This is a genomic window from Streptomyces sp. NPDC018610 (assembly GCF_044391765.1).
Taxonomy (GTDB): Bacteria; Actinomycetota; Actinomycetes; order Streptomycetales; family Streptomycetaceae; genus Streptomyces.
Genome location: NZ_JBISAL010000002.1, coordinates 599,639 through 622,447 on the forward strand (window position 1 = coordinate 599,639; position 22,809 = coordinate 622,447).

General features: G+C 75.1%; 19 protein-coding genes. 8 read left to right on the forward strand and 11 right to left on the reverse strand.

What is annotated here, in order from left to right:
• Positions 1-103: 103 nt before the first annotated feature.
• On the forward strand, positions 104-559 hold the full coding sequence (locus tag ACH5A8_RS08000; RefSeq protein WP_398999166.1) for a Crp/Fnr family transcriptional regulator: 456 nt from the start codon (positions 104-106) through the stop codon (positions 557-559).
• Between the two features lie 146 nt (positions 560-705).
• On the opposite strand, the gene ACH5A8_RS08005 is transcribed toward ACH5A8_RS08000, so the two are convergent.
• The 4 genes from ACH5A8_RS08005 to ACH5A8_RS08020 form a co-directional block, all read right to left on the reverse strand.
• The gene (locus ACH5A8_RS08005) at positions 706-1,722 is read right to left on the reverse strand and encodes a pyridoxamine 5'-phosphate oxidase family protein (RefSeq protein ID WP_398999168.1); all 1,017 of its coding nucleotides are present in this window, start codon (positions 1,720-1,722) and stop codon (positions 706-708) included.
• An 88-nt stretch (positions 1,723-1,810) separates the two neighbouring features.
• Entirely contained in the window at positions 1,811-4,195 is a 2,385-nt protein-coding gene (locus tag ACH5A8_RS08010) for a phosphoketolase (RefSeq protein ID WP_398999169.1), read from the reverse strand.
• A 253-nt stretch (positions 4,196-4,448) separates the two neighbouring features.
• Positions 4,449-5,993, reverse strand: a complete 1,545-nt coding sequence (locus tag ACH5A8_RS08015) for a cellulose binding domain-containing protein (RefSeq protein ID WP_398999171.1) — start codon at positions 5,991-5,993, stop codon at positions 4,449-4,451.
• 247 nt (positions 5,994-6,240) lie between these two features.
• Positions 6,241-7,602, reverse strand: a complete 1,362-nt coding sequence (locus ACH5A8_RS08020; RefSeq protein WP_398999173.1) for a radical SAM protein — start codon at positions 7,600-7,602, stop codon at positions 6,241-6,243.
• Positions 7,603-7,839: 237 nt separating this feature from the next.
• Here ACH5A8_RS08020 and ACH5A8_RS08025 point away from each other — a divergent pair, with 237 nt between their 5' ends.
• The 3 genes from ACH5A8_RS08025 (at position 7,840) to ACH5A8_RS08035 (ending at position 10,633) form a co-directional block, all read left to right on the forward strand.
• Positions 7,840-9,090, forward strand: a complete 1,251-nt coding sequence (locus tag ACH5A8_RS08025; RefSeq protein WP_398999175.1) for an FAD-binding protein — start codon at positions 7,840-7,842, stop codon at positions 9,088-9,090.
• A 107-nt stretch (positions 9,091-9,197) separates the two neighbouring features.
• On the forward strand, positions 9,198-9,809 hold the full coding sequence (locus ACH5A8_RS08030; RefSeq protein WP_398999177.1) for a TetR/AcrR family transcriptional regulator: 612 nt from the start codon (positions 9,198-9,200) through the stop codon (positions 9,807-9,809).
• Between the two features lie 38 nt (positions 9,810-9,847).
• Positions 9,848-10,633, forward strand: a complete 786-nt coding sequence (locus ACH5A8_RS08035; RefSeq protein ID WP_398999798.1) for an alpha/beta fold hydrolase — start codon at positions 9,848-9,850, stop codon at positions 10,631-10,633.
• Positions 10,634-10,707: 74 nt separating this feature from the next.
• Here the strand turns inward: ACH5A8_RS08035 and ACH5A8_RS08040 are convergent, their stop codons facing one another.
• Complete coding sequence (locus tag ACH5A8_RS08040) at positions 10,708-11,076, reverse strand: VOC family protein (RefSeq protein WP_398999179.1); 369 nt, start codon at positions 11,074-11,076, stop codon at positions 10,708-10,710.
• Positions 11,077-11,278: 202 nt separating this feature from the next.
• On the opposite strand from ACH5A8_RS08040, the gene mmuM reads away from it, so the two are divergent.
• Positions 11,279-12,199: a homocysteine S-methyltransferase gene (gene mmuM, locus ACH5A8_RS08045; RefSeq protein WP_398999181.1), complete on the forward strand. Its 921-nt coding sequence runs from the start codon at positions 11,279-11,281 to the stop codon at positions 12,197-12,199.
• A gap of 52 nt (positions 12,200-12,251) precedes the next feature.
• Here mmuM and ACH5A8_RS08050 read toward each other — a convergent pair whose 3' ends face one another.
• The 4 genes from ACH5A8_RS08050 to ACH5A8_RS08065 all read right to left on the reverse strand — a co-directional run bounded on the left by ACH5A8_RS08050 (position 12,252) and on the right by ACH5A8_RS08065 (position 16,455).
• The gene (locus ACH5A8_RS08050) at positions 12,252-13,841 is read right to left on the reverse strand and encodes a carboxylesterase/lipase family protein (RefSeq protein ID WP_398999183.1); all 1,590 of its coding nucleotides are present in this window, start codon (positions 13,839-13,841) and stop codon (positions 12,252-12,254) included.
• Positions 13,842-14,433: 592 nt separating this feature from the next.
• Positions 14,434-14,724 carry a hypothetical protein gene (locus ACH5A8_RS08055; protein ID WP_398999185.1) on the reverse strand — a complete coding sequence of 97 codons (291 nt, stop codon included), beginning with the start codon at positions 14,722-14,724 and terminating at the stop codon, positions 14,434-14,436.
• Positions 14,721-15,584, reverse strand: a complete 864-nt coding sequence (locus ACH5A8_RS08060; RefSeq protein WP_398999187.1) for an oxaloacetate decarboxylase — start codon at positions 15,582-15,584, stop codon at positions 14,721-14,723. The genes ACH5A8_RS08055 and ACH5A8_RS08060 overlap by 4 nt, the downstream gene beginning before the upstream one ends.
• A gap of 214 nt (positions 15,585-15,798) precedes the next feature.
• Positions 15,799-16,455 (reverse strand): ThuA domain-containing protein, encoded by a 657-nt coding sequence (locus ACH5A8_RS08065; RefSeq protein WP_398999189.1) that lies wholly within the window; start codon positions 16,453-16,455, stop codon positions 15,799-15,801.
• A 265-nt stretch (positions 16,456-16,720) separates the two neighbouring features.
• Here ACH5A8_RS08065 and ACH5A8_RS08070 point away from each other — a divergent pair, with 265 nt between their 5' ends.
• On the forward strand, positions 16,721-17,125 hold the full coding sequence (locus tag ACH5A8_RS08070) for a VOC family protein (protein WP_398999191.1): 405 nt from the start codon (positions 16,721-16,723) through the stop codon (positions 17,123-17,125).
• Here ACH5A8_RS08070 and ACH5A8_RS08075 read toward each other — a convergent pair.
• Positions 17,105-17,827 carry a helix-turn-helix domain-containing protein gene (locus ACH5A8_RS08075; RefSeq protein ID WP_398999193.1) on the reverse strand — a complete coding sequence of 241 codons (723 nt, stop codon included), beginning with the start codon at positions 17,825-17,827 and terminating at the stop codon, positions 17,105-17,107. The genes ACH5A8_RS08070 and ACH5A8_RS08075 overlap by 21 nt on opposite strands.
• A 77-nt stretch (positions 17,828-17,904) precedes the next feature.
• Positions 17,905-18,942 (reverse strand): YihY/virulence factor BrkB family protein, encoded by a 1,038-nt coding sequence (locus ACH5A8_RS08080; protein WP_398999800.1) that lies wholly within the window; start codon positions 18,940-18,942, stop codon positions 17,905-17,907.
• Between the two features lie 276 nt (positions 18,943-19,218).
• Here ACH5A8_RS08080 and ACH5A8_RS08085 point away from each other — a divergent pair, with 276 nt between their 5' ends.
• Complete coding sequence (locus ACH5A8_RS08085) at positions 19,219-20,853, forward strand: acyl-CoA dehydrogenase family protein (RefSeq protein WP_398999195.1); 1,635 nt, start codon at positions 19,219-19,221, stop codon at positions 20,851-20,853.
• Between the two features lie 565 nt (positions 20,854-21,418).
• Positions 21,419-22,693, forward strand: coding sequence for a GAF domain-containing protein (locus ACH5A8_RS08090; RefSeq protein ID WP_398999197.1), 1,275 nt, complete (start codon positions 21,419-21,421; stop codon positions 22,691-22,693).
• Positions 22,694-22,809: the final 116 nt, after the last annotated feature.

Consider the following 22,809-nt stretch of genomic DNA (forward strand, 5'->3'; position numbering starts at 1 on the left):
CTGTAGACGGCGGCGGCCCACGGCGGGCACGGGACGCGCGCGGCCGGCACGGGGACCGCCCGCGGCCGGCACGGGGACCGAGGGAAACGAAGGAGCGGCGGCTATGACCTCCACCACCACGCTGACCGGAGCCCTGCCGGCCGAACACCGGGCACGGCTGACGGAACTCGCCCGGGAGGTGTCCTTCGACGTGGGGGCCCGCCTGTTCGAGGAGGGGCAGCACGCCGACCGGTTCTGGATCGTCCGGACCGGCACCGTCGCCCTGGACCTGCACGTCCCCGGCCGGCAGGCCGCCGTGATCGAGTCGCTGGGCCACGGCGAACTGGTCGGCTGCTCCTGGCACTTCGCGCCGTACGTGTGGCAGCTGGGCGCCGAGGCCGTGACCCCCGTACGGGCCTACGAGTTCGACGCGGACACGGTGCGGACACTGTGCGGGCAAGACCACGAGTTCGGCCACGCCGTCGCCTGCTGGGTGGGCCGGGTGGTCGCCCACCGGCTCCACGCCGCCCGGGTCCGCCTCCTCGACCTGTACGCCCCGTACGGCAGCGGCCGCAAGTGAACGACCCGGGCCCCCGCCGGCTCTCCACCGGCGAGGGCCGGCTGTCCCCGGGGCCCGGCCGGCGTGAGCCCCGCCGTCCCCCGGAGCCGGCCCCGGTGCGAGCCCCCGGCGCCTCCCCGGGATCCGGCTCGTGCCCGGCCCGCCCGCTATTCCCGCTGCTCGGCCGGGGTGATGCGGCGGCCCGTCACGCGGGCGGGGCGGATCCGCACCCACAGGGTGCGCGGACCGCCCGCCCAGGGGGCGGAGTGCGCCCGCTGTTCGAGCCCGCGCACCGCCTCCGGGTCGGTGACCGCCTCGGCGGGACCGACCACGAGCACGCTCCAGCCCCGGCTGAGCGCGTCGTCGACGTGGTCGACCTCGAAGGCGATCTCGGCGCCGACGGCAGCGGCGGGCGCCGCGTCGTGCGCGGTGCGGAAGACGACGTCGCCGTCGATCACGTCGTAGTTGACCGGCAGGACCACCGGCCCGTCCGCCGTGGTCACCGCCACACGCCCCAGCCCGTGCGTGGACAGCAGCGCCCTGCTCTCCTCCTCGCCGATGTCCGTCAGCCGCGGGTGCAGCAGCGCGTGGCCCTGTCCCGGCGGCAGGTCCTGGTCGCCGCCCCGCAGCCCGTCGAGGGTGGTGCCCAGCGCGTCGGCCAGACGCAGCAGCGTCGCCAGGCTCGGGTCCGAGGGGTGTCCCTCCAGATAGGCCAGGTAGTGGGGCGACATCCGGGCCCGCGCGGCCGCCTCCTCCAGGCCGAGCCCCTGCCGCTCGCGGGCGGCCGTCAGCCGCCGCCCGATGTCCCCGGGCCGGGTCGCCCGCGCTCCGGTGGCGCCGGGCCCGCCGCCGGGCGGCCCGGCTTCGGCGGTACCGCCCGTACCCGCGCCCCCCGCCCTTTCCGTGCCCGTACCCGTGCCCGTGCCCGACGCCCCTGCCTCGCCCGCCTCCGCCGCCCCGGCCGGGGCGGCGGAGGCGGAGGCGGGCTCCCGTCCTTCGGCCGGGTGGTGGACGTGGGCGTCCGGGCCGGGGAACACCAGGGTGATCTCGCCCGTGTCCGACCAGCGCACGTCGTACGGGGGCGTGCCGTCGTCGTGGTGCAGGCCGACGACCTCGCCGTCGCGCCGGGTGACGCCGGTGGCCGGGCTCTCGACGACGAGCCGGTCGCCTAGCTGAGCGTGCATGACCGTGTCTCCCTCCGGGACCCGTCTCCCAGGATCGCCCGCCTCCGCTTCCGGCACCAACGGGCGGACCGGCCGTTCCGTGCTCTCCTCAGCCGTCCCAGGACCAGTCGGCCACCTCGGGCAGGTCCACTCCGTGCTCGCGGATGTAGGAGTGGTGGCGCAGCCGGGCGTCCTCCATGCGCTGGCGTACGGCCGCGGCCCGCACCGCGAGGCCGGGGACGCGGTCGATGACGTCCATGACCAGCCGGTAGCGGTCGAGGTCGTTGCTGACGACCATGTCGAAGGGCGTGGTGGTGGTGCCGATCTCCTTGTAGCCGCGCACGTGCAGGTTGCGGTGGCCGTTGCGGCGATAGGCCAGGCGGTGGATCAGCCACGGGTAGCCGTGGTAGGCGAAGATCACCGGCTTGTCGGCGGTGAACAGCCCGTCGTACTCGAAGTCGGACATGCCGTGCGGGTGCTCCTCGCTGGGCAGCAGCCGGGCGATGTCGACGACGTTGACCACCCGCACGGCCAGCTCGGGCAGCTCGCGGCGGAGCAGCTGGGCGGCGGCCAGCACCTCCAGGGTGGGCACGTCGCCGGCGCAGGCCAGGACGACGTCGGGTTCGCGGGTGCCGTCCTCGGTGCCGGCCCAGTCCCAGACGCCGGCGCCGCGCGCGCAGTGCACGGTGGCCTCTTCCATGGAGAGCCAGTCGAAGCAGGGCTGCTTGCCGGCGACGATGACGTTGACGTAGTCGCGGCTGCGCAGCGCGTGGTCGGCGACGGACAGCAGGGTGTTGGCGTCCGGCGGGAAGTAGACGCGGACCGCTTCGGGGCTCTTGTTGAGGATGTGGTCGACGAAGCCGGGGTCCTGGTGGGAGAAGCCGTTGTGGTCCTGGCGCCACACGTGTGAGGTGAGCAGGTAGTTGAGGGAGGCGATGGGGGCCCGCCAGCTCAGGCGGCGCGTGGTGCGCAGCCACTTGATGTGCTGGTTGACCATGGAGTCCACGATGTGGACGAAGGCCTCGTAGCAGGAGAACAGTCCGTGCCGGCCGGTGAGGAGGTAGCCCTCCAGCCAGCCCTGGCAGGTGTGTTCGGAGAGGATCTCCATCACCCGGCCGCGCCGGTCGAGGTGTTCGTCGACGTCGAGGGTCGTCGCCTGCCAGGCCTTGCCGCTGGCCTCGTAGACGGCCTGGAGGCGGTTGGAGGCGGTCTCGTCGGGGCCGACGAGGCGGAAGTCGCGGCGGTCGGCGGTGGCCCGCATGACGTCCTGGAGCAACTCGCCGAGGAGGCGGGTGGGTTCGTGCATGCTCGCGCCGGGCCTGTCGACGGCGACGGCGTGCTTCTCCAGCGGGGGCAGGGGCAGTTCGCGCAGCAGGAGGCCGCCGTTGGCGTGCGGGGTGGCGCCGAGCCGGCGGGCGCCGTGCGGGAGGCAGGCCAGGACGGACGGGCGCGGTGCGCCGTGTTCGTCGAAGAGTTCCTCGGGCCGGTAGGAGCGCAGCCAGGCCTCCAGTTGCCGCAGGTGTTCGGGGTTGTCGCGGACGGCGGCGAGGGGGACCTGGTGGGCGCGCCAGGTGCCCTCCACGGGCAGGCCGTCGACCTCGGCGGGGCCGGTCCAGCCCTTGGGGGTACGTAGCACGATCATCGGCCAGCGGGGCCGCTCGCCGGCGCCGTCCTCGCGGGCGGCGCGCTGGATGGCGGCGATGCGGTCGGCGGCGGTGTCCAGGGCGGCGGCCAGGGCGCGGTGCACGGCCGCCGGGTCGTCGCCGGTGACGTGCAGCGGGTCGTGGCCGTAGCCGCGCAGCAGCTCGTCGAGTTCGGCCTCGGGCAGCCGGGCCAGGACGGTCGGGTTGGCGATCTTGTAGCCGTTGAGGTGCAGGATCGGCAGGACCGCGCCGTCGTCGACCGGGTCGAGGAACTTGTTGGAGTGCCAGGAGGCGGCCAGCGGTCCGGTCTCCGCCTCGCCGTCGCCGATGACGCAGGCGACCAGCAGGTCCGGGTTGTCGAGCGCGGCGCCGTAGGCGTGGGAGAGGGCGTAGCCGAGTTCGCCGCCCTCGTGGATGGAGCCGGGCGTCTCGGGCGCGACGTGGCTGGGCACGCCGCCGGGGAAGGAGAACTGCTTGAACAGCCGGGCCATGCCGGCCGCGTCCCGGGTGACGTCCGGGTAGATCTCGGTGTACGAGCCCTCCAGCCAGGAGTTGGCGAGCACGGCCGGGCCGCCGTGACCGGGCCCCCAGACGCACACGGCGTCCAGGTCGCGCTTCTTGACGAGGCGGTTGAGGTGGGTGTGGACGAGGTTGAGGCCGGGCGAGGTGCCCCAGTGGCCGAGCAGCCGCGGCTTGATGTGCTCCGGGCGCAGCGGCTCGGTCAGCAGCGGGTTGGCCATCAGGTAGATCTGGCCGACGGCGAGGTAGTTCGCGGCACGCCAGTGGGCGTCCAGGTCTGCGAGCTCCTCGTCCGCGAGTGCGGCGGGCGCCTGCTGCGTCTCGACGGACATCGGGATTCCCTCCTGGTGGAAAGAAGCGGCGGTGAGCGTGCTGCGCGTGCGTGCCACGTGGCACACCCTCCACCCTCCGGTGGCCGTCCGGGTACCCGACAGGGCCGTTCGGGTCACACTCGGGACCCGGGGGTCCGTGTCCTCCGGTTCCGGCGCGGTTTCCGGACCGGCCGCGGCCTGTCCGGACCGTCGTCTCGAGTCGGGCCGCGGCCCGCCATCGGGCCACCGCTTCGAGCGAAGCCGTGGCTTCCGGTCAGGCCGTGGCGCAGCCGTGCCCGTTGAGCGCGAAGCCGTACGGTGCGGAGTTCGCGCCGTGCCATGAGGCGACGAAGCCGAAGCCGAGGGTGCCGCCCGCGGTCACGGAGCCGTTGTAGTCGGTGGCGGTCGCGGTGACCCGGGAGCCGTTCTGGGCGACGCCGGCGTCCCACATCTGGCCGATGCGCTGGCCGTCGCGGAAGGACCAGGACAGGCGCCAGGTGTCGAGGGCGCGGGCGGTGGTGACGGTGACGGTGGCCTGGAAGCCGTCGGTCCACTGGTTGACGACCTCGTAGCGGACCTGGCAGGCGGCCGCTCGGCCCGCCTGGCCGGGTGCGTCGTCGCCGGCGGTGGGCGAGGCGGTGCCCTGGGGCTCCGGGTCGGGGTTCTCGCGGCCGGGGCCCGTCGCCGTGCCGCCCGGGGACGGCTTGCCGGACGCGGAGGACGCCGTGGCGGACGGGGGCGCGGCGGACGACGTGGCCGCCGCGGCGCCCGCGCCCGCGTCCGGGCTCGGCGAGGGATCGGCGGTCAGCGGGAGGACGCCGGGGTCGGCGACCGACTGCCCGCCGCTGTCACCCTGCGCGGCATCGCTCGCGGAGCCGCCCGCGGGCATCAGCGAGACGGTCAGCGCCAGGGCCGACAGCGCGACGGCGGTGGCGAGCAGGCTGCCGCGCACCACCCGGGCCCGGCTCGCACCGCCCTCCCGCAGCTCGTCGTCCGTCGCCCCGGGTGCGGGGCGCCGTGCGCCCAGACGCGCCTCGGCGGCCCGGCGGCGGCGTTCCAGATAGGCGAGGCCGCCCCAGCCGATCACTCCGCCGGCCAGCGCGGCGGGCAGTCCCCCGCCGTGCAGGCGCAGACAGGCGGCGGCCTCGGCGCACCCCGCGCAGGTGGCGAGGTGCCGGGAGAGGTCCTCGGGGGCCTCGGCCGCGGCGGCGGCCGCCGCCGGCCGGGTGACCGCGTCCAGCAGCCGGGCGTAGCTGCGGCACTCCGCGTGCATCGGGGTGTCGAGGTGGTCGCGCCGGCAGCGGTCGCGGAACAGGGCCCGCACCTGGTCCAGTTCGCCCGACACGGCCGCGGGGTCCAGGCCGAGCCGGCGGGCCGCGACCACCAGGGGCAGCGCCTCCACCTCGGTGAGCCAGAGCAGGGCGGCGTCCGCCTCCTGGAGGTCCCGCAAGGCGCGCAGGGCCAGCGGGCGGTGCAGCGGCGGGCCCGGGTAGCGGGCGGCCTGGCCGGAGTTGAGCCACAGCCGCAGGTCGGGGTCGAGCCGGTGGCCGAGGCCCGAGGCCTCCCAGGAGGCGGCGGTGGTGCGCACGGCGCTCAGCATGAGCGGGATCGCGGGCAGCCGGGGCGTACGGCGGCCCCGGGAGGCTCCGGCGTCGGCGGCGCGCAGGTCCCGCACGCCGAGCGCGAACGCCTCCGTGGCCAGATCGTGCGCCGCGGTGGAACCGGCGGTGCACAGGTCGGCGTAGGAGAGCACCGCGTCCCAGCACTCGGCGAACAGCGCGGCCTCGGTGGCGTCCTTGGGGCTCGGCTGGTCGGGCATGGCTCTCCTGCGTCCACGGGTGCGAGGGCAACTGACCGTAGGGATAGAGCAGTTGTGGCCATTCTCGCAGCGGAGCAAGAGCCTTTCACGGCTTCTGCACAACTGACAAGCCGTACATCCGCATACCGTGACGCGCGCCGCGCCCCCCGACCGCGCTCCGTCACCGCGGCCGGCGGCGCGACCGGCTCACGGCGCCCGGGAGACCGCGCCGCCGGCCGCCCGTCGCGCCGTCCTCGCGCACGTCCTTCTACGCGCCGCCGGGCACCGTCTCCTTCGCGTCCCCGCCGGCCGCCTCGCCCGTGGAATCGTCCGCCGGGAGGCTGTCCATGAAGGAGCTGACCGAGAAGACCGCGCGGCCGGGTCCGGGCGGGCCGTAGCCGGGGGGCGAGGAGAGCCCGAAGTCCTCCATGGTCTGGCGGTAGGCCTGGAGCAGCCGGATGTGGTACTCCAGCGGCGCGCCCTGCGGGTTGGCCTTGCCGAGCGGGGTGGTGGGCTCGGGGCACCAGGTGGTGAAGCGGGGCGTGATGCCGTGCGACATGAAGAAGCGCAGGCCCTCGGTGGTGGAGGCGATGGCCTCGTCGACGGTGGTGAAGCCGAACGGCTCGGCCATCTCCACGCCGGCCACGAAGTTGGGGATCACGTTGCGCGCGCCGAACACGTCCGCGGAGTCCAGGATGCGCCGGTGCCACTCGTCGCGGCCGACGTAGCGCTCCTTGCCGGGGCAGTACATCTTGAAGAGGTACTCGTCCCACACCTCGAAGTTGGGGTGGTAGATCTGCACGCCGTAGTCCTTGAAGCGCTGCACGTCCGCCTTGGGCAGCGCCTGGGCGACGACCTTGCCGATCCAGCGGCCCGGGAAGCGCTCCTCGATGGCCTTGGCGTAGTGGCCGTAGAAGTCGGCCTCGTCACGCCCGGAGACGGTCTTGGTGATGGCGCCGCCGGTGAGGGTGTAGGCGGTGGACGCCTTCTGGGTGTCGTAGCGGTCGATGATCTCCAGGGCCTCCAGCACCTCCTCGACGTCCTTGACGCCGGTGTAGGGGCGGCCGGCCGCCTTGTGCTGGCGCCAGTTGTGGTTGATGTCGCAGTACTGGCACTCCTCCTTGGCGCCGAAGTACTGGCAGACCCGGAAGACGGTGAGGTAGATCAGGTAGCCCCACTGGATGGTGGGGGCCACCTCCATCACGGACTTCCCGTTGGACAGGGTGTGCCGGTAGTACTCGGGCATCGGCGGCACACCGACGTCGGCGATCCGCTTCCCGTCGAGGTAGAGGCCGAGCACGCCCTCCTCGTCGGCGGCCACCCGGTAGGGCGAGGCGGGGTTGACCCGCACGGAGACGACGGTGCGCCTCAGATCGTAGGGGCCGCCGGTGAGGATGATCTCCTCTGGCGGGCGGCGCAGCGCGGCCTCGCCCAGCTCGGGCAGGGTGCCGTGGTCGAAGGAGAAGATGAAGTACGACTTCGGCTTGACCTCGCCGCCCTCGTTGTCGCTGAGGGCGGAGGGGTCGAAGGCCACCCCACCCCGCAGCAGGTCCTCCTTGAAGACCGCTTCCCGCGGCACGTGCGGGAAGCGGTCCATCAGATCCTCGACCAGCGCGGTACGGCTGCCCATCCCGTCTCTCCTCCTGGCTCGTACGTACGACTCCTCACGGTATGCCCCCGCCCGCGGACGGGCTGTGCCGGGTCCCCCCTCGGGGGCGCGCCAAGGCCCCGCACTAATTAGTATTGTCACTTTACAAATGACATGACACTGTCGGGGTCACGGGGGCCGCAGGGCGGCCGTGGCGCTGTGGGAAAGCGGCCGTGGCGCGCGGGAAGGCGGCCGTGGCACCGTGGGAAGGACGACAGGATGATCAGGACCGGGACCGTGACCAACTGGGCGGGCAACGTCACCTTCACCGCCAAGGAGGTGCACCGGCCCGAGTCGGCCGAGGCGCTGCGGGCGCTGGTCGCCGCGAGCGCGAAGGTGCGGGCCCTGGGCAGCGGGCACTCCTTCAACAGGATCGCCGACCCGGGCCCGGACGGTGTCCTGGTCTCCCCGGCCGCGCTGCCGGTCGAGGTGGACGTCGACACGACGGCGCGCACCGTCCGGGTCGCCGGCGGGGTGCGCTACGCGGAGCTGGCCCGGCGGGTGCACGCGCACGGGCTGGCGCTGCCCAACATGGCCTCCCTGCCGCACATCTCGGTGGCCGGCTCGGTCGCCACCGGCACCCATGGCTCGGGCGTGGCCAACGGGCCGCTCGCCTCGGCGGTGCGCGAGGTGGAGCTGGTCACGGCCGACGGGACCACGGTGACGATCGCCCGGGGGGACGCCCGGTTCGACGGGGCCGTCACCTCCCTCGGCGCGCTCGGGATCGTCACCGCGCTCACCCTGGAGCTGGTGCCGGCCTTCCGGGTGGAGCAGCACGTGTTCACCGAACTCCCGCTGGACGGACTGGACTTCGAGGCGGTGGCGGGCTCGGCGTACAGCGTGAGCCTGTTCACCGACTGGCGGGATCCGGGATTCAGGCAGGTGTGGCTGAAGCGGCGCGCCGACCAGGCGCCGCCCGGCTTCCCGTGGGGGGTGCCCGCGAAGGTCGCGCTGCACCCGGTGCCGGGGATGCCGGCCCAGAACTGCACCGAGCAGCTCGGCGTGCCCGGCCCCTGGCACGAGCGGCTTCCGCACTTCAGGGCGGAGTTCACCCCGAGCAGCGGCGCCGAGCTCCAGTCGGAGTACCTGCTGCCGCGCGCCCACGCCCTCGCGGCGCTGCACGCCGTCGAGGGGATCCGCCGGGCGGTCGCCCCCGTGCTCCAGATCTGCGAGGTGCGGACGGTCGCCGCCGACGCGCAGTGGCTGAGCCCGAGCCACGGCCGGGACACGGTGGCGCTGCACTTCACCTGGGTCGAGGACACGGCGGCCGTGCTGCCCGCGGTGCGGCGGGTGGAGGAGGCGCTGGAGCCGTTCGACCCGCGCCCCCACTGGGGCAAGGTGTTCACGACGCCGGCCGCCGCGCTGCGCGGACGGTATCCGCGCCTGGCCGGCTTCCGGGCCCTGGCGCGCGAGCTGGACCCGGCCGGGAAGTTCACCAACGCCTTCGTGGCGGACCTGCTCGACGGCTGACGCCGGTCGTGCCCGCGGGACCGCGGCCGGTCCTCCGCCCACGGATCGGCTTCCCCGGCTAGGCTGCAGCCTAGACGGCCTAGGTTCGGGGTGCGGGGAGGTGTTCCGTGGCGCGTGCGGGACTCAGTGTGGAGCGACTGGTGGCGGCCGCCGCCGAGCTCGCCGACGAGGTCGGGTTCGACCACGTCAGCCTGTCGGCGCTGGCCCGGCGGTTCGGGGTGAAGGACGCGAGTCTCTACTCGCACGTGCGTAGCCTCCAGGAGCTGCGCACCCGGCTCGCGCTGCTCGCCGGCGGGGAGATGATCGACCGGATCGCCGCCGACGTGGCCGGGCGGGCCGGCAGGGACGCGCTGGCGGCGTTCGCCGGGGCCTACCGCGCCTACGCGCTCGCGCACCCCGGGCGGTACGCCGCCACCGGGATCCGCGTCGACCCCGCGCTCGCCGCCGGCTCCCCCGCCATGCGCCGCACCGTCGAGATCACCTACGGCATGCTGCGCGGTTACGGCCTGGCGGAACCCGACCTCACCGACGCCGTCCGCCTGCTGCGCAGTACCTTCCACGGCTACTGCGCCCTGGAGGCCGCCGGCGGCTTCCACGCCGGCAGGGACGTGCAGGCGTCGTGGGACAAGGCCGTCGACGCCCTGCACGCCGCACTCAGCAACTGGCCGCGCGAGACGAACGAGACGAACGAGACGTCCGAGGGGGAACCGGCGACATGAACGACCCGTACGCCGACACGAACGATCCGTACGCCGACATGAGCGACCCGTACTACGAGGTGTCCGGCGCCGGGCCGGTGCTGCTGGTCCTGCCCGGCGGCGCCGGGCACCCCATGGGGCTCGAACCGCTGACCGAGCGCCTGGCCCGGCGCTTCACCGTCGTCGTCCACGACCCGCTCGGCCTCGCCCACGGAAGGCTCGGGCTGCCGGTCGCCGACCAGCGGGTCGAGGAGTGGAGCGAGGGGGCGGCCCGGGTGCTCGACGCGGTGCTCCCCCGTGGCGGGTCGGCCCATGTGTTCGGCACCAGCGCCGGCGGCGTCGTGGCCCTGGACCTGGCGGCCCGGCACCCGGGGCGGCTGCGGCACGTCGTCGCGCACGAGCCCCCGTGCGTGGCGGTGCTTCCGGACGGCGAGCGACAGCGCGCACTGTTCGCGCAGGTGTACGACACCTATCGTGCGTCCGGACTCCAGGCCGCCGGGGCGCACCTGGGCGCCGTGCTCATGGAACGCGCGCCGGAGGACGGTCACGAGGGCCGGCCCCTCACCCGTTCCGAGGAACTGGGCTCGCCCATGGCCCTCTTCCTCGCCCATGTGCTGCGGCCCTTCACCTCGTACGTGCCGGCTCCCGTGCCCGAGACGGTCACGGTGACCGTGGCCGCCGGGGCGGACTCGGCCGGCGGGCTGCTCCACCGGACCGCCTCGCTGCTCGCCGAGCACTACGGCGGCGGCTTCGCCGAGTTCCCCGGCGGCCACATCGGAGCCGTCGAGCGGCCCGAGGCGTTCGCCGACCGTCTGGCCGCCCTGCTCGGGTCCCCGGGGCGCTGAAGGCGGGCGACCGTCGGACCAGCCGAGTGCTTCGGCGCCGCGCGAAGCGTCCCTCCCGGGCCGGCGCCGTCGGCTCAGCCCTGCCGTTCCTTCGCGCTGCGCTCCACGCAGAACTCGTTTCCCTCCGGGTCGGCGAGCACCGCCCAGCCCTTGCCGTCCGGGGTGCGGCGGTCGTCGAGGAGGGTGGCGCCGAGGGCGAGGAGCCGTTCGACCTCCTCGTCGCGGGTGCGGTCCTGCGGCTGGAGGTCGAGGTGCACACGGTTCTTGACCGTCTTGGCGTCCGGCACGGTGAGGAAGAGCAGACCGGCGCCCTCGATCAGCACCTCCTGGTCGCCCGGCGCGTCGTCGTCGTGGAGGGGAAGTCCGAGGACCTGGGACCAGAAGCGGGCCAGGGCGTAGGCGTCGGCGCTGTCGATCGTCACATGGCGGATCGCTGAAGTCATGCGGGGATTGTGACAGGGGCGTCCGAGGCAGAAACCGGGGTTCTCGGCTGTTCACGGGCCCCGTAGCCACTGCACGGGCGCCTGCCGGACGCTCCCGCCCGCGTGGGCGATCCCGCGCACGTACGGGTGGTCCCCGCGCCCGTACGGGGTGGTCCCGCGCCCGTACGGGTGGTCCCGCGCCGGGGCGCACTACTGTCGGGGCATGACCAGCGAGACCTCTCCCGGCCTGGCCGAGGCGCTCGCCGCCGGGACGGTGGTGCTCGACGGCGGGCTGTCCAACCAGCTCGAACGGGCCGGGCACGATCTGGGCGACGCGCTGTGGTCGGCGCGGCTGCTGGCCGAGCGGCCGGAGGCGGTCGTCCAGGCGCACCTCTCCTACTTCGAGGCCGGCGCCGACGTGGCGATCACGGCCGGCTACCAGGCCACGTTCGAGGGGTTCGCGCGGCGCGGCATCGGCGGAGAGCGGGCGGCGGAGCTGATCGCGTCGAGCGTGGAACTCGCCCGGGAGGCGGCGCGGCGGGCCCGGGGTGCCGTACGGCCGCTGTGGGTGGCCGCGTCGGTCGGGCCCTACGGGGCGATGCTCGCCGACGGCTCCGAGTACCGGGGCCGCTACGGGCTGACGGTCGGCGAGCTGGAGCGCTTCCACCGGCCCCGGCTGGAGGTCCTGGCCGCGGCCGGGCCGGACGTGCTGGCCCTGGAGACGGTGCCGGACACCGACGAGGCGAGGGCCCTGCTGCGGGCGGTGCGCGGGCTGGGCGTGCCGGCCTGGCTGTCGTACTCCGTCGAGGGACCCCGCACCCGTGCCGGGCAGCCCCTGGAAGAGGCGTTCGCACTGGCCGCGGACGCCGAGGAGGTGATCGCGGTGGGCGTGAACTGCTGCGCTCCGCGGGACGCGGACGCCGCCGTGGCGACGGCCGCACGGGTGACCGGCAAGCCGGTCGTCGTCTACCCCAACAGCGGCGAGGGCTGGGACGCCGGGGCCCGGGCGTGGAACGGACGCGCCACCTTCCGCCCCGAGCTGGCGACGCGGTGGCGCGCCTTCGGCGCCCGCCTGATCGGCGGCTGCTGCCGGGTGGGCCCGGAGACGATCACGGAGATCGCCCGGTCCCTGGGGCCTGTCTGACGGCTCCCGTCGGGCTGACGGATCCGGTCGAGGCCCGGGGCCCCGAGGGGGCTCACGCGCCGCGGACTCCGCCGGCCCGGCGCAGCCGACGTATCACCGCGCGGAGCTCCGCGGCCCGCGCCGGGGAGCCGTCGAGCGGGGGGACCGGGGGCGTCCGGTCCGGCGCGGGGCGGGGCGTGGCGTCGGCCGACCACAGGGCGAGCTGAGCGTCGCGCGGTCCGTACGCCGTGTGCGGGGGGCCGTCGCCGAAGATCCGTACGGGGTGGGCCGGGTCCCAGGCCGCCCAGCCGGGGTCGCCGTCGGTGACGAAGCGGACCCAGGCGGCGTGCATCGCGTCGGCCAGTTCCTGCGGCGCGCCCTCGCCGGCGAGCCGGCGGGAGTCCGGGACGTCGCCGGTGTCGAAGACGAAGCCGAGCTCCAGCGCGTGGCAGGAGCCGAGGTCGGGCAGGAGCGAGGGCCAGGCGAACTCGTAGAGGTACGAGGAGCCAGGGCGGGCGTCGGCCAGGCGGTGCAGCGGGCGGCGCAGCAGGTGGTCGGTGACCAGCTGGCCGACGATCTCGGCGGCGCCGGCCCGGGGCCGCAGCGAGCGGTAGCCGCGCACCACCTCGTGCCCGCAGTGGCAGCGGGCCATGGCGCCGGCCAGGGCGACCGCGCCGAGCCGGTCGACGCGCTCCAGCAGCCCGCCGGGCACCAGCCACAGCCGGTACTCGTCGCGGGTCCATCCCATGAGCAGGTCGGTGCCGGGCGCGGCGTCCCCGGCCACCAGCGCCTCCAGGGGGTCGCGGGGCACGAGGTCGCCGTCGACGACGATGCCGAAGGCGGGGCCGCCGAGGACCGGGCTGCTGAGCCGGCCCACCTCGGCCTGGGTGCGCAGCAGCAGGTCACGGTCGACGGCGGCGAAGGCCTCGGCGGTGGCGGGCACCTTCAGCCGGGTCGCCATGCGGCGCACCATGCGCCGCACCTTGGCCCGGTCGGACGCCTCCGGCGGCCCGCTCTGCAGCACGGCGCGCCGGAACAGGCCCTGCGCCTGCGGGGCGGCGAGCAGCGCGCCGACGCTGATCGCGCCGGCCGACTGCCCGGCCAGCGTGATCCGGCCGGGGTCGCCGCCGAAGGCCGCGACCGACTCGTGCACCCACTTCAGCGCGGCGAGCTGGTCGCGCAGTCCGGCGTTGGCGGGGACGTCCGGGAACAGGCCGTAGCCCTCCACGCCCAGTCGGTAGTTGACGGAGACGACGACGACTCCGTCACGGGCGAAGGCATGGCCCTCGTAGACGGGCACGGCGGACGAGCCGCGGGTGAGGGCGCCCCCGTGCAGCCACACCAGCACGGGCAGCCGCGCCTCTGGGCCGGGCTCGGGCGTCCACACATTGAGGTTGAGGCAGTCGTCGCCGGGGACGGACGGATCGGACAGGTACTGGGCGAAGGCCTCCGAGTACGGCGGCTTCGGCGCGGTCGGTCCGTAGGCGCCCGCGTCGCGCACCCCCTCCCACGGCTCGGGCGGCGCGGGGGGCCGGAACCGGCGGGGTCCGAAGGGAGGCGCCGCGTACGGGATCCCCCGGAACACGGCCACGCCGTGCTCGTACCTGCCGCGCACCGCCCCGTGCGGCGTCGTGACCACGGGGTCCGTCCGGTCTGCCGTCATACGCCCACCAGCCCTTCGCCGCGCTCGCCTCACCGCGCGCACCGGTGACACCAGAGCACCACAACGGCGCGCGGTATTCCGCCGCACGGGTCCGAAGTGGGGCTGTTCGGCGTACCCGGCGCCCCGGTGCCACGGCGTCCCGCCACCCCGGCGCTCCGGTGCCCGGCGGGCAGAATCGCGGCCGGGCGGCCGGGCGCCGTGGCGGTCGGGGCCGCGCGCCGGCCGGACCGGCCGTGGCCGCGTATCCCGGCGGTCCCCGGCGGCCGGGATCCGGGAGCCGCCCCCCGGTGACCGGGCGCCGGAGCTCCCGGCCTCTTCCGGGGCCTTGTGCGGCCTCCCGGCCGTGCGTCCGCCGTCGGCCGTCCGCTCCGCCCTCGGGACCGCGTCCTCGGCACCGTCTTCAGGGCATCGCGGCCACGGCACCGCGCCACGGGCCCGGCCGTGCGGCAGGCGCTCCTCGGCGCGAGCACGTCCCTCACGTTCGTCACCCGGGGGGAGCATGCCCGGCGCCCGGCCTCCGCAAGCCGCGTCCGCCGCCCGGGATGCGGCCCTTCGCGGTGAACGGCGGTGCGGGGCCCGGGCGTTCGATGTGTCAGCCGCCGTCCTCCTGGTCGCCGTGGGGCTCGCCCATGAGGGCTTCGATGGCGTCGACGGCGCTGCCGTCGTGGTCGCTGCCGGCGGTGCCCCTCCCGGTCTGGAGGTTGGCGGTGCGGTCGACCTCGAGGATCGAGTCGGCGTGCGAGTTGTCAAGAACGGTGACCACGCTGCTGTTTCCTCCGCCGGTGCCGGGGTCGTCGTCCGCCGCCGCCTGGTGCGCCGCGCCGCCCAGCAGCGCCACCGCCAGGACGGCCGCCGTGCGCAGCCGGGGCGAGGCCTTGCTCACGCGCCCACATCCGCCCGCTCGGGCCGCCGGTGCGCCATGTTGCGCTCCAGCAGGCTGGTCGAGGCCTGCACGCCGATGCCGCGCGAAGAATCCACCACGGGCAGCCGGCCGTCGGCCCGCCGGAGTTCGGCGAGCGCGCTGTCCATCGCCTCGTGCGCCGCGAACAGGCACGGGGTGCTGTAGATCGCGACGTCCACACCGAGTTCGGACAGCTCGCCCAGCGACAGGCGGGGGGACTTGCCGCCGGCGATCTGGTTGAACAGCAGCGGCTTGTCGCCGACCACGTCGCGCACCCGGCGGATCCACTGCACGTCGCGGATGCCGTCGACCAGGATCACGTCCGCCGCGGTGGCCGCCAGGGCCTTGGCCCGGCGCAGGATGTCGGCCTCGTCGGTGGCGTCGGTGCGGGCCACCACCACCAGGTCCTGCCGGGCGGCGAGCACCTGCTCCAGCTTCGCGAGGTACTCCTCCAGCGGGAGCACCTGCTTGCCGTCGGCGTGTCCGCACCGGCGGGGCCGCTTCTGGTCCTCCAGGATCACGCCGGAGGCCCCGATCCGCTCCAGCTGCTCCACCACGTGGCAGGCCACCTCCGCGTCGACGTACCCGTCGTCGATGTCCACCAGCAGGTGATGGGCGGGGAAGGCGCCCCGGAGCCGCTGGACGAACGCCACCATGTCCGGCCAGGCGATGAAGCCGATGTCCGGCAGCCCGTAGTAGGAGGCCGCGAAGCCGAAACCGGAGACGAACATCCCGTCGTAGTGTTCGGCGGCGATGGAGGCGGAGTACATGTCGTAGACGCCGATGAGCGGGGTGGTCCCCGGCCCGGCGATCTGCTCGCGCAGCTTCTTTCCGTACGTCAAGGCGTGACTCCTCGAATGTGGGGGGTGGGGCGTGCCGCCCACCGGGCCGCGAAGCGCCCGCAGGACGTGGAGCGCCGGGCGGTCCGCCGGTGACGGTGGTCTGCGGCAAGGTGTCTCCTTTGCCAAGACGAAAGGATCCCTAGGTCTGAAGCAGACCTCCAGATGGGACGTGCTTTACTCACTCGTTCGGAGCAACGCCTTCACCGGAGAAACGTCACTGGTCGGCGTGTCGGGTCACCCAGTCGACGCCTCCGCGCAGGTGGGCGCGGAAGTCGGGGTCCGCGTAGGCCTCGGCGGCGTGTCCGAGGGCCGTGTAGAACACCCGTCCGCGACCCTGCTCGCGGCACCACACCAACGGGTGATCGGCCCCCATGCCGCCGCCCCGGTAGGACGCCTCGTCGACGCGGGCGAGGATCCGCGCCCGTCGGCGCGGGGCGGGGTCGAAGTCGTACCACTCGTCGGTGCGTTCCCACACGGCGGGCAGGTGCCGGGTGGCCGGGTGGGTCCGGTCCTCGACCAGGACCCGGGCGGGCTGGTACTCGGGGTGCCGGGTGAAGCGGGCGCCCAGCAGCTCGCCGTAGTACGGCCAGTCCTCCTCGGTGCAGGCCGCGGCGTGCACGCCGACGAAGCCGCCGCCCGCCTCGACGTACCCGGCCAGGCGGTCCCGGCCGGCCGGTGTGAGGATCTCGCCGCTGGTGGACAGGAAGACCACGGCCGCGTACGGCTCCAGAGGCCGCTCCAGGGCGGCGGGATCCTCGGTGTGCTCGACGTCGTACCCGCCGAGCGCGCGCACGGCGGCGACGGCGGCCGGGATCGACTCGTGGCGGTAACCGGTGGTGCGGGTGTGCACGAGGAGGCGAGGCGGGGCCATGGGCCACGACCCTACGGGGGCCGGCGCCCCCGCTGAAGAGGCCGACAGGCCCCGAGGAGACCGGCCCCGCAGCCGCCGCCCGACCGCGCCCCGGCCCGCCCAGGGCCGCCCGACCGCCCGGCGGCTCAACGGCTCAACGGCTCAACGGCTCAACGGCTCAACGGCTCAACGGTCAGTCGACCAGCTACCCCACCACCCGGCCGCCCGTTCCCCGGCTGTCCGATTCGTTCAAGACGAGCCGACGGCGCGGCCCTAGCGTGGCGGCATGACTCCACGATTCGCCGTGGTCGGCCTGGTCGTCTCCGACCTGGCCGCCGCGCTCGCCTTCTACCGCCGCCTCGGTCTCGTCTTCCCCGAGGGCGCCGAACGGGAACCGCACGTCGAGGCGGAGCTGCCCGGCGGGCTCACCCTCGCCCTGGACACCGAGGACACCGTCCGTTCCTTCCACCCCGCCTGGCGGCCGCCGGCCGGGGGCGGCCGGGTCTCGCTCGCCTTCCGCTGCGACTCCCCCGCCGACGTCGACTCCGTGTACGAGGACCTGGTCGGCGCGGGATACCACGGAGAGCTCAAGCCCTGGGACGCGGTCTGGGGGATGCGGTACGCGGTCGTGCACGACCCCGACGGCAACGGCGTCGACCTGTTCGCGCCGCTACCGGCGCCCGCCCGGTAGCTCCCCGAGCGGCATGCCCGCCAACTGCCTGACGTCCCGCGCGAGGTGCGCCTGGTCGGCGTAACCGGCCCGGGCCGCGCACTCCGCGTACGGCACCCCGGCGCGCGCCATTGCCAGCGCCCGCCGCAGCCGCAGCACGCGGGCCAGCGTCTTGGGGCCGTAACCGAAGGCGACCAGTGCACGCCGGTGCAACCGGCGGGCCCCGATGCCGAGTTCGTCGGCCGCCCGGCCGACCGGGCGGCCCGCGTCCAGGGCGACGACAAGGGCTCTCAGAAGGGGGTCGGGCGGGCCGGCCCCGGCCGCCCGTTCCAGGGCCGCCTCCTCCAGCGCGGTGGCGGCGACCGGCGCCGCCTCGACGCGCTCGCGCAACCGCCGCACCGACGCGGCGGGCCACAGTTCGGACAGTTCGACGCGGCGGTCGCGCACTTCGTGCGCGGGCACCCCGAGCAGGCCCGGCGCGGTGCCCGGGAAGAACCGCACGCCGGCCCAGTGCGCGGGCGGTCCGCCCGGCTCGAACGCCCGGGTGTCGGGACCGGCGACGAGCAATCGCCCCTCGCTCCACAGCAGGTCCATGCAGCCGTCGGGCAGCACGAGTCCCGCCGGCCCGGGACCGGCCGGGCTCTTCGTACACACCACCGCGCCGGCCAGCCGGGAGGGCCGTTCCGCGTACCCGGCCGCCCGCGCGGACGTCTCGGCAGCCACGTACGCCAGGCTAGCCGCACTGCGGGGAAGCCCCGCCCGCGACCACAGCTCACCCGCGGGCCCCCTCGGCCGGCCGGCTAGCCGCCGCTGTTGTTGTTCTCCTCCTTGTGCGGCCCGCGCGCCTGTGCGTGCTTGGCGTGGGCCCGCAACCGGGCCGTCACGTCCTCGGGCGGCAGGAAGCGCGACCAGCGCTCGGGGAACTCGGAGGGCATGTCGAAGTCGTCCGGGTCGTCCGCGTCGTACTCCCGGACGGCGGAGGCGCGGGCGACGTACTCGGCGATCTGGGCCTCGCGCACCCGCTCGTTGGCGGCGCGGGCCGCGGCCGTCGCCGCGGCCGGCCAGACCCGGTCGATGGCGGCGTTGACCGCCGCCCCGACGAGCACGGCGAAGGCGGACACGCCGATCCACAGCAGCACGGCGACCGGCGCGGCCAGCGATCCGTAGATGGTGGGGCCCTCGACGGTGCTGGTGAGGTAGATGCGCAGCAGGAAGCTGCACACCACCCACATGGCGAGGGCGACGAGGGCGCCGGGCACGTCCTCGATCCACGGCGAGCGCACCGGCACGGAGACGTGGTACAGCGTGGTCAGGAAGGCGATGGACAGGACGATCACGACGGGCCAGTACAGGACCTGCACGACCGTCGTCGACCAGGGCACGACCCGCACCACCGCGTCCGGACCCGCCACCATCAGCGGCAGCGCGACCGAGCCGATCAGCAGCGCGACGACGAACAGCGCGAACGCCATCAGCCGGGTCCTGACGATGCCGCGCACGCCGTCGAGGCCGTACATCACGGTGATGGTGTCGATGAAGACGTTCACCGCGCGGGAGCCCGACCACAGGGCGAACACGAAGCCGATGGAGATGACGTCGGGTCTGCCGCCCCGCATCACGTCCTTCAGGATCGGCTGGGTGATCTCCTTGACGCCCTGGTCGGACAGGACCGTGCGGGAGGCGTCGAGGATGTTGCGCTCCAGGCTGGCGATGGTGTGCGCGCCGGTCCAGGAGTCGACGTAGAAGAGCAGGGCGATGAGGCTGAGCAGCAGTGGCGGCACCGACAGCAGTGTGAAGAACGCGGCCTCGGCGGCCAGGCCGAGGATGCGGTACTCCATGCACGAGTTGACGGTGTCCTTGAGCAGCAGCCAGGCGGTCCTGCGTTTGGAGACGTTCCGGTAGAGGGCTCTGGCCCGGTGGAAACGGCCGGTCGGCCTGTCGGGGGTTTCACTGGCTTGCTGCTGCACGCCCTAAAGGTATCCCTGTCCGGGCCGGTGCCCCTCATCCGCCGGGGACGGCCGCCGCACGGCATCCCGCGCCCGGCCGCGGCGGGCGGGGCGGGCGGCCGCGGTCCGCCTGGTGACCGGCGCGGCGCCGCGGGTAGGTTCCGTGCCATGGCAGCCAGCACTCACACCGTGACCAACCAGCCGCCGCCGCTGGTCGGCTACGACGTCTTCACCGCCGACCGGGTCCTGGCCGAGGCGGTCGGGCGCCACATCGGCGCCGGCCCGCTCGACGAGGTGCGCGCCGAACTGTCGGCGCTCGGCCGGGCCGCGGGCTCCGCCCAGCTCCAGAAGTGGGGCGCGCAGGCCGACGAGAACCCGCCGCGGCTGCGCACCCACGACCGCTACGGCCACCGGATCGACGAGGTGGACTTCCACCCGGCCTGGCACCGGCTGCTGGGCAAGGGAGTCTCGGCGGGGCTGACCGCCGCCTGGACGCGCCCGGCGGGGCACGTGCGGCGCGCGGCGGCGTTCCTGGTGTGGACGCAGGTCGAGGCGGGCAACGGCTGCCCGCTGTCGATGACCCACGCGGCGGTGCCCGCGCTGCGCGCCGAGCCGGAGCTGGCCGCCGAGTGGGAGCCCCGGCTGACGTCCATGGTCTACGACCGCGAGCTGCGGCCCGCGCACCTGAAGGCCGGGGCGCTGGTCGGGATGGGCATGACCGAGAAGCAGGGCGGCAGCGACGTCCGGGCGGGCACCACCTCCGCGCGGCCGCTCGCCGAGGACGGCGCGTACGAGCTGACCGGGCACAAGTGGTTCTGCTCGGCCCCGATGTCGGACGCCTTCCTGGTGCTCGCCCGGGCTCCCGCCGGACCGACCTGCTTCCTCGTGCCGCGCGTGCTGGCGGACGGCACGCGCAACGTGTTCCGCCTGCAGCGGCTGAAGGACAAACTGGGCAACCGGTCCAACGCCTCCGCCGAGGTCGAGTTCGACGGGACCTGGGCGCGACGGGTGGGCGAGGAGGGGCGCGGGGTGCGCACCATCCTCGGGATGGTGGCGGCGACCCGGCTGGACTGCGTGCTCGGCTCGGCGGGACTGATGCGGCAGGCGGTGGCGCAGGCGGTGCACCACTGCGCCCACCGCGAGGCGTTCGGCGGCCGGCTCGTCGACAAGCCGCTGATGCGCAACGTACTGGCCGATCTCGCGCTGGAGTCGGAGGCGGCGACGACGCTCGGGCTGCGGCTCGCGGCGGCGTACGACGACGGGGGCGAGCAGGAGCGGGCGTTCCTGCGGATCGCGGTGCCGGCCGCCAAGTACTGGGTGACCAAGCGGTGCGCGCCGCTCGCGGTGGAGGCGTCCGAGTGCCTGGGCGGCAACGGGTACGTCGAGGAGTCGGGAATGCCCCGGCTGGTGCGCGAGTCGCCGCTCAACTCGGTCTGGGAGGGCGCTGGCAACGTGCAGGCGCTGGACGTGCTGCGGGTGCTGCGGCGCGAGCCCGGGGCGTTCGACGCCTATCTGCGGGAGGTGGGCCGGGCACGCGGCGCCGACCACCGGCTGGACGTCGCGATCAGGGATCTGCTCACCGAACTCGCCGACCTGGAGGGGGTCGAGGCCCGCGCCCGGCGCCTTGCCGAGCGGCTGGCGCTGGTGCTCCAGGGCGCGCTGCTGGTGCGGTACGCGCCGCCCGAGGTCGCGGACGCGTTCTGCGCCTCCCGGCTGGGCGGCGACGGCGGCGCGACGTTCGGCACCCTGCCGCACACGCTGAACCTGGCGGCGCTGGTGGAACGGGCCCGGCCGGTGGACTGACGGCGGCGGTCCGCGGAGCCGGCCGCAGCCCGCAGAGCTGCGACCGGGGTCCGCAGAGCCCCGGCAGGAGCCCGCAGACCCGCGGCAGGACCGGCGGGGCGCCCGGTGGGGCCCGCCGGGGCGCTCGGTGGGGCCCGCCGGGGCGCTCGGTGGGCAGCCGCGGCCCGGCCGGAAGCGGCCGTCCCGCGGGAAGCCGGTGAGCGGACGGGCGAGCAGCGCCCGGCGGGAAGCGGCGCCCCGGTGGCCGGACGACCCGTCGTTTTCGGACACGACGCGGGGGTGGTGCCGCGCCGACACGGCACCACCCCCGCCACCGGCCGTCACGGGCCATGGGCGCCGCACGGGCGGCGCCGCACGAGTCTCGATCAACCGTCGCCCTGTTCACCAGGGTTGCACGAGGTTGCAACCCGGCGGCAGCCGTGGCCGGACGGCATCCCCCGGGCGCCGGCGGACGGCACTATGAACCGGACAGTCGGGAAGCGGCTACGGCGCGTGGCCGGAACACTTCGGGGAAACCGCTTGCCGGTGCCCCTTTCAACGGGAGGACCCAGTGGCGGAGGCGCCGGTGGACGTGACGCGACTGGCCGCCGTCGACGCGGCGCGGGCGGTACGGCTGCTCGACGAGGTGCGCTCCGCGACGCTCGCCGGCAGACGCACGCCCGTGGCGCCCCGCCCGGTGATCGGCCAGTCATGGGAGCGGGTGCTGCGCAGCGGCGTCGACCCCGAACACGACGTCCGCACCGGCCTGCTCGGCCGTGCGGAACTGGAGCGGCGGCGGGCGGCGTCCCCGCTGCGGCGCGTGCTGCCGGTGCTGCGCGAGGGGCTGCTGTCCGTCGCCGACGTCAGCCACCACATCATGGTCGTCGCCGACGAGGACGGCCGGGTGCTGTGGCGCGAGGGGCACCCGTCGGTGCTCCGCAAGGCCGACGGCCTCGGCTTCGAACTCGGCGCCGACTGGCGCGAGGAGGTGGTCGGCACCAACGGCGTCGGCACTCCGGCGGTGGTGCGCCGGCCCGTGCAGGTCTTCGCCGCCGAGCACTTCGCGCGTTCGCACACCACCTGGACGTGCACCGGCGCCCCCGTCACCGACCCGAGGGACGGCCGGCTGCTGGGCGTGGTGGACCTCAGCGGGCCGTTGAGGACCATGCACCCGGCGACGCTGGCCTGGGTGGACTCGGTGGCCAAGCTGGCCGAGGCGCGGCTGCGGGAGCTGCACATGGCCTCGCTGGAGCGGCTGCGGGCGGTGGCGGCGCCGCTGCTGGCCCGGGTCGGGGGCAGGGCGGCGGTGGTGGACCGGGACGGCTGGACCGCCGCGGTGGCGGGCATGCCGTACTCGCCGCGCATCGCGCTGCCCAAGTCCCCGTCGCCGGGCCCCGGTTGGCTGCCGGCGATCGGCCTCTGCTTCCTGGAGCCGGTGGCGGACGGCTGGTTGGTGCGGGCCGGTGGGGAGCCCGTCCAGCACGGCGGTACCCGGATCGTGCTGGACCTGGCCCGGCCCCGGGCCTGGTCGGTCGCCGTCACGGGCCCCGCGGGCTCCTGGTCCCACGAACTGTCTCCCCGGCATGCCGAGTTGCTGTACCTCCTGGCGGCGCGACGGGCCGGGCGCACCGCCGCCGATCTGGCCGGGGAGGTGTTCGGCGATCCGGCCCGCACGGTCACCGTACGCGCCGAGATGTCCCGGATACGGCGCTATCTGGGGGCGTTCCTGGAGCACCGGCCGTACCGGCTGCGTGAGGACGCCGAGGTCCGGGTGCTGTTCCCGGACGACCCGCGCGACCTGCTGCCGCATTCGCGGGCGCCTGAGGTGAGGCGGGGACGCGGAGCGGCGCAGGGGGCGTGAGCGATGGCCGCGCGGGGCACCCGAAGTGTGAGCGGCGCGCGAGAGGGCGGCCCGCAGCCGGGCGGGGCCGCCCGGCGCCCCCCGCCCGGCGGGGCCGCCCGGCTGGTCCTTCGGTG

Excerpts from the sequence above, each read along its gene's own strand:
- ACH5A8_RS08000 (WP_398999166.1), top strand. The coding sequence starts at position 104 with ATGACCTCCACCACCACGCTGACCGGAGCCCTGCCGGCCGAACACCGG.
- ACH5A8_RS08005 (WP_398999168.1), bottom strand. The coding sequence starts at position 1,722 with ATGCACGCTCAGCTAGGCGACCGGCTCGTCGTCGAGAGCCCGGCCACC.
- ACH5A8_RS08010 (WP_398999169.1), bottom strand. The coding sequence starts at position 4,195 with ATGTCCGTCGAGACGCAGCAGGCGCCCGCCGCACTCGCGGACGAGGAG.
- ACH5A8_RS08015 (WP_398999171.1), bottom strand. The coding sequence starts at position 5,993 with ATGCCCGACCAGCCGAGCCCCAAGGACGCCACCGAGGCCGCGCTGTTC.
- ACH5A8_RS08020 (WP_398999173.1), bottom strand. The coding sequence starts at position 7,602 with ATGGGCAGCCGTACCGCGCTGGTCGAGGATCTGATGGACCGCTTCCCG.
- ACH5A8_RS08025 (WP_398999175.1), top strand. The coding sequence starts at position 7,840 with ATGATCAGGACCGGGACCGTGACCAACTGGGCGGGCAACGTCACCTTC.
- ACH5A8_RS08035 (WP_398999798.1), top strand. The coding sequence starts at position 9,848 with ATGAGCGACCCGTACTACGAGGTGTCCGGCGCCGGGCCGGTGCTGCTG.
- ACH5A8_RS08040 (WP_398999179.1), bottom strand. The coding sequence starts at position 11,076 with ATGACTTCAGCGATCCGCCATGTGACGATCGACAGCGCCGACGCCTAC.
- mmuM (WP_398999181.1), top strand. The coding sequence starts at position 11,279 with ATGACCAGCGAGACCTCTCCCGGCCTGGCCGAGGCGCTCGCCGCCGGG.
- ACH5A8_RS08050 (WP_398999183.1), bottom strand. The coding sequence starts at position 13,841 with ATGACGGCAGACCGGACGGACCCCGTGGTCACGACGCCGCACGGGGCG.
- ACH5A8_RS08065 (WP_398999189.1), bottom strand. The coding sequence starts at position 16,455 with ATGGCCCCGCCTCGCCTCCTCGTGCACACCCGCACCACCGGTTACCGC.
- ACH5A8_RS08070 (WP_398999191.1), top strand. The coding sequence starts at position 16,721 with ATGACTCCACGATTCGCCGTGGTCGGCCTGGTCGTCTCCGACCTGGCC.
- ACH5A8_RS08080 (WP_398999800.1), bottom strand. The coding sequence starts at position 18,942 with ATGGAGTACCGCATCCTCGGCCTGGCCGCCGAGGCCGCGTTCTTCACA.
- ACH5A8_RS08085 (WP_398999195.1), top strand. The coding sequence starts at position 19,219 with ATGGCAGCCAGCACTCACACCGTGACCAACCAGCCGCCGCCGCTGGTC.